At 73.5% G+C, this 4,239-nt stretch carries 4 protein-coding genes; all 4 read left to right on the top strand.

Annotated elements, in window-relative coordinates:
* Positions 1–292, top strand: a 292-nt coding sequence (locus tag Q0195_RS11060) for a substrate-binding domain-containing protein (RefSeq protein ID WP_299278355.1), incomplete at its 5' end; no start/stop codon positions are given.
* Positions 293–400: 108 nt separating this feature from the next.
* A complete protein-coding gene (locus Q0195_RS11055; protein ID WP_299278353.1) occupies positions 401–2,038 on the top strand; it encodes an FGGY-family carbohydrate kinase in 1,638 nt (545 codons plus the stop codon).
* Positions 2,039–2,428: 390 nt separating this feature from the next.
* Positions 2,429–3,043 carry a hypothetical protein gene (locus Q0195_RS11050; protein WP_299278351.1) on the top strand — a complete coding sequence of 205 codons (615 nt, stop codon included), beginning with the start codon at positions 2,429–2,431 and terminating at the stop codon, positions 3,041–3,043.
* A 77-nt stretch (positions 3,044–3,120) separates the two neighbouring features.
* Entirely contained in the window at positions 3,121–4,185 is a 1,065-nt protein-coding gene (locus Q0195_RS11045; RefSeq protein WP_299278350.1) for a hypothetical protein, read from the top strand.
* Positions 4,186–4,239: the final 54 nt, after the last annotated feature.

Raw genomic sequence — 4,239 nt, 5'->3', positions numbered from 1 at the left:
CATCTGCGGCAGCGACCAGATCGCCCGCGGCGCCCTCGACACCCTGCGCGAGCACCGGCTGCGCGTCCCGGAGGACGTTGCGGTCACCGGCCACGACAACTGGGAGGTCATCGTCGCCCACTCCCGGCCACGCCTGACGAGCGTAGACATGTGCCTGGAGGAGCTCGGCCGCCGGGCCGCGGCACGGCTTTTCGCCGCCATCGAGGGGCGCCCCTCGCCCGGCGTCGAGAGCGTCTCGCCGCGTTTCGTGGCCCGTGACTCGACCCGCGGGTACCACGTGGCCGGCGAGTAGGGGAGACCACAGGCTCGCGACGGCCGATGTGCGGATATTTCCCGCCGGGCTCCGTGAGCGCTAACATCGAAGCGACTCGAGGACGAACCGACACCACGGAGGTGTGCTGTGGCGAAGCCGCGCTCAGACGAGACCGAGACGCGCCCGGCGGGCGGCGGCGACGCCGCGCGGGTGGCGGTCATCGAGGGGCGCACGGCGCTGGGGATCGAGCTCGGGTCGACCCGCATCAAGGCCTGCCTCGTCGGCCCGGAGCCCGACACGGTCCTCGCCACGGGGTCCCACGAGTGGGAGAACGAGTTCGTCGACCGGATGTGGACCTACTCCCTCGACGCCGTCTGGGCCGGTGTTCAGGGCGCCTTCGCCGACCTCGCCGCCGAGGTGGAGCGGCTCCACGGCGTGCCGCTCCGCACGGTGGGCGCCATGGGCGTCTCGGCGATGATGCACGGGTACCTCGCCTTCGACGGTGGCGACGAGCTGCTCGTCCCCTTCCGGACCTGGCGAAACACGACGACCGGCCCGGCCGCCGCCGAGCTGTCGCCGCTCTTCGGGGTCAACATCCCGCTGCGGTGGTCGGTGGCGCACCTGTACCAGGCGATCCTCGACGAGGAGCCGCACGTCCCGCAGGTCCGCTTCCTCACCACGCTCGCCGGTTACGTCCACTGGCGCCTCACCGGGCGCCGGGTGCTCGGCGTCGGCGACGCCTCCGGGATGTTCCCGATCGACCCGGCGACCGGCGGCTACGACGAGACGATGCTCGAGCGGTTCGACACCCTGGTGGCGGACCGCACGGGCGGTCTGCGCATCGCCGAGCTGCTCCCGCAGGTGCTCACCGCAGGGCAGCCGGCCGGTGTGCTCACCCCCGAGGGGGCGGCGCTCCTCGACCCCTCCGGCACGCTGGAACCCGGCGTCCCGCTCTGCCCGCCCGAGGGTGACGCCGGTACCGGGATGGTCGCGACCAACGCCGTCGCGCCGCGCACCGGCAACGTGAGCGCGGGGACGAGTATCTTCGCGATGGTCGTGCTCGAGCGGCCGCTCCAGCACATGCACCACGAGATCGACCTGGTGACGACGCCGGCCGGCGACCCGGTGGCGATGGTCCACTGCAACAACGGGGCGAGCGAGCTGGCTGCCTGGGTCGGGCTCTTCGAGCGCTTCGCCGCCGCTGCCGGGTCCCCGGTCCCGTCCGACACCGTCTACGAGACGCTGCTGCGCGAGGCGCTCGACGGCGAGACCGACGCCGGCGGGCTGCTCGCCTACAACTACCTGGCGGGGGAGCCGATCGCCGACCTGGCGGAGGGGCGCCCCCTCGTCGTGCGCACACCCGACAGCCGCCTCACCCTGGCCAACTTCGTCCGGGCCCAGGTCTACGGGGTGTTCGGCACGCTGAGCCTGGGGATGCAGGTGCTCGCCACGGAGGGCGTCGCGGTGGACCGGATGCTCGCGCACGGCGGGATCTTCCGCACCCCCGGTGTCTCCCAGCGGCTCCTCGCCGGGGCGCTCGCGGCACCGGTCGCCGTCGGGGAGACCGCCTCGGAGGGGGGAGCCTGGGGGATGGCGGTGCTCGCCGCCTACCTGCGGGACGTCCCCGGTGTGGGCCTGGCCGAGTACCTCGACGGACGGGTTTTCGCGCGGGCCCGGTTCCACACCGTGGAGCCCGCGCCGGAGGACGTCGCCGGGTACGCCGCGTACCTCGAGCGGTACCGGTCCGGGCTGGCGACTGTCGCCGCTGCCGTCGAGGCGCTGTGAGGCTCGTGCAAGGTATGGGAGCCCGCCTGTCGAAATCCCCGGAGTGGAGGCATTGTTTCCGCTAACATCTGCGATATCGCTCACGGTGAGCCATCGATCCATCGCGGGGTCCCCAGCAAAGGTGCAGCACAAATTGCTCGAAATGTCCTCCTCCACCCTGCCCGCCGTGTGCCGGCGGGTCCACGGGGACATCGCGTCCACGGCGGGCGCCCGAGCGACGCGCGCACACGTCTTGGCTCACCGCCCGGTCACCCGACCGGGCACCTCAGCGCCGCAGCAGGGCGGCGCGGTACGGGGCGGTCCGCCACGGCGGCACCCCGGCGGCCGGAAGGTCCGGCCGCCAGCAGGTCCGGTTCGGACACGTGACGGCCGGGATTCGGAGGGAAGCGAATGAAGAACAAGGGGCTACTCACCCGCGCCGGTGTCGGCGCTGTGGGGGCACTGCTGCTGACCGGCGTCGCCGGTGCGGCGATCGCCGACGAGGTCGGCAGCAACGAGGTGGACGTCAGCGTCGACATCGAGGCGCTGCCGCCCGTCGGTGCCCTGACCATGAGCGTCGCCGCCGACTCGACGACGCTCACCGAGGTGGACTCGGAGGACCCGGAGGTCCGCCGGTTCGACGGCACCCTGCCGACGGTCACCGTGAGCGACGACCGCGAGGACGTCCCGGAGGGGGTCTTCTGGTACGTCGTCGGCCAGTCGTCGGCCTTCACCGCCGAGGGCGCGCCGGAGATCGGGCCGGAGCACCTGGGCTGGGTGCCCGAGCTGCTCACCGAGAACGACGGTGAGGTCGCGCCCGGCGAGGAGGTGGATACCGTCCTGGACGACGGGGGAGAGGGCCTCACCGGGCAGGAGCTGCTCGCCCTGGCCATGGACTCCAACGAGGCCCACGCCATCGGGGAGTGGGAGGCCAACGCCGACCTCTTCCTCAAGACGCCGGCGGATGTCGCGCCCGGCAGCTACTCGGCGACCATCACCCTCAGCCTCTGGGAGGACGCCTACTGACCGGCCCCCGACCGAGCAGCCACGAGGGTCGGGGCCGCGGTCCGCGGCCCCGACCCCCTTGACCTACCGTGATGACCGTGACCCTCCACCTTCCCGCGCGCCGCGTAGCCCTCCTCCTCGCGGCGCTCCTCGCCGTCCTCACCCCCGGGCTCCTCGCCGCGACGGCGTCCGCCGCGGCCACGCCCGAGCCGCCCGCCGAGCGCTGGGCGGTCTCGCCCGCCGACGAGGAGGGCCCGGACGGCCGGCGCGCCGTCGAGCACACGCTTGACCCCGGCGAGTCCGTCACCGACCGGATCGCCGTCCGCAACGTCGGGCAGGAGCCGGTGACCTTCGAGCTCACCGCGGCCGACGGCTTCTACACCCGGACCGGCCGGTTCGACACGCTCGCCCCGGGGGAGGAGTCGGTGGCGGCGGGCACGTGGATCTCCATCCCCGGGTCGGTGACCGTCGAGGCTGGGGAGACGGAGGTCGTCGAGTTCACCGTCACGGTCCCCGAGCGGACCGAGCCCGGCGACCATGCGGCCGGGATCACGGCGTCGGTCACCTCCGTGCAGGCAGCCGAGGACGGCACCAACGTCGGTGTCGTCAGCCGCATCGGGGTCCGGGTGCTCACCCGCGTGACGGGCGAGGTCACCCCCGCTGCCGCCCTGGAGGGCGTCGTCACGCGGTACGACCTCTCCTGGAACCCCGCGCGCCCAGGGGACGCCACGGTGACCTTCGAGGTGCACAACGAGGGCAACACCCGGCTCTTCGCCGAGGGGACCGTCGACGTCGGCGGCCGCGAGGTCACGTTCCCCGCGGCCGACCAGCCCCGCCAGGAGCTCCTCCCGGGCGACACCCGGGAGATCACCGTCGAGGTCGACGACGTGTGGCCCCTCGTGCGGGTCCCGGTCACCGTGACCCTCGTGCCGGAGGTCGCCACGATGGACGGCACGAGCTCGACCCTCGAGCCGGTCGTCGCCGAGAGCGCCGTGTGGGCGGTCCCGTGGCCGCAGCTCCTCGTCCTCCTCGGGCTCGCCCTGCTCGTCGGCGCGGTGGTCCAGGGGCGCCGCCGCTCCCGTCGCCGGCTCGAGTCGCTCCTGGAGCAGGCGCGCGAGGAGGGCCGGCGAGCAGCGACCGGCGCGCCGTCCGACTCCGCCTGAGCCTGGATGCGCCGGGCCGCTTTCGGAAGCGTTTCGAGCGGTGCGGTGAGAACG

The organism is uncultured Georgenia sp. (assembly GCF_937958535.1).
Lineage (GTDB): Bacteria > Actinomycetota > Actinomycetes > Actinomycetales > Actinomycetaceae > Oceanitalea.
The sequence above is the reverse complement of the archived record's forward strand: the minus strand, read 5'-3'. Positions and strand labels throughout refer to the sequence as shown.

Excerpts from the sequence above, each read along its gene's own strand:
- Q0195_RS11050 (WP_299278351.1), top strand. The coding sequence starts at position 2,429 with ATGAAGAACAAGGGGCTACTCACCCGCGCCGGTGTCGGCGCTGTGGGG.